We start from the raw sequence: 599 nt of genomic DNA on the forward strand, positions 1-599 counted from the left end.
GTGCGTTGGTCAGTGCTGCCGTCTGTTTGATGTGGGCTAAAGCTTGGATGAAACCGCTTGGCATGGTGTGCTGGCTGAATGCGAAGTTATCGATAGCGCGCTGAGTTTGCGCTTGATACAAGGCATTCGCCGGGACTTTTACTTCGCCCATGCTGTCGGTTTCAATACGAAATTCGGTGGTCATAGTAGGGTTCCTTTCGTTTAATCAAGAAAAGTCTGAATGAGGCGTAATTGTTGTTGTAATTGGAGAAACTTTACGTCGCCATGTTCAAACTGATAGTAGTAACGTTTGAGGCAGAATAAGGGCGTGTGAACCGAATCAAGGCAGACTCGGCGAAATGTACGAGTGCGAGTTGGGTCTTGAATCGCTTCGAGAAGGTGGAAATACACTTGGCGCAAAAACAGTTCGCACAAGAGTAAGTTTTCGTCTTCTGCTTCATGCTCATAGCTGGATGACAACACCATACCCCAATGAATATAGTCATGAATGACGTCGGGCTCAAAGCCACTTGGCGCGGCAAGTTGGAAGCGATCTTGCGCTTTGAAGAAGGCGTTGAATATGTCCTTTCTGCGTTTCATATCTGCCTCAATTAATTGGA

Annotated in this window: 1 protein-coding gene and 1 pseudogene; both read right to left on the bottom strand. The window is 46.7% G+C overall.

Going from position 1 to position 599, the window contains the following annotated elements:
• A pseudogene (aspA, locus tag R7Z50_RS29040) lies at positions 1-184 on the bottom strand (aspartate ammonia-lyase); the annotation flags it as partial.
• A 17-nt stretch (positions 185-201) separates the two neighbouring features.
• Positions 202-579 carry a hypothetical protein gene (locus tag R7Z50_RS29045; protein WP_140278104.1) on the bottom strand — a complete coding sequence of 126 codons (378 nt, stop codon included), beginning with the start codon at positions 577-579 and terminating at the stop codon, positions 202-204.
• Positions 580-599: the final 20 nt, after the last annotated feature.

The sequence above is a fragment of the Vibrio sp. 1249-1 genome (assembly GCF_033340495.1).

Coding starts and splice junctions, on each gene's coding strand:
- R7Z50_RS29045 (WP_140278104.1), bottom strand. CDS start 579: ATGAAACGCAGAAAGGACATATTCAACGCCTTCTTCAAAGCGCAAGAT.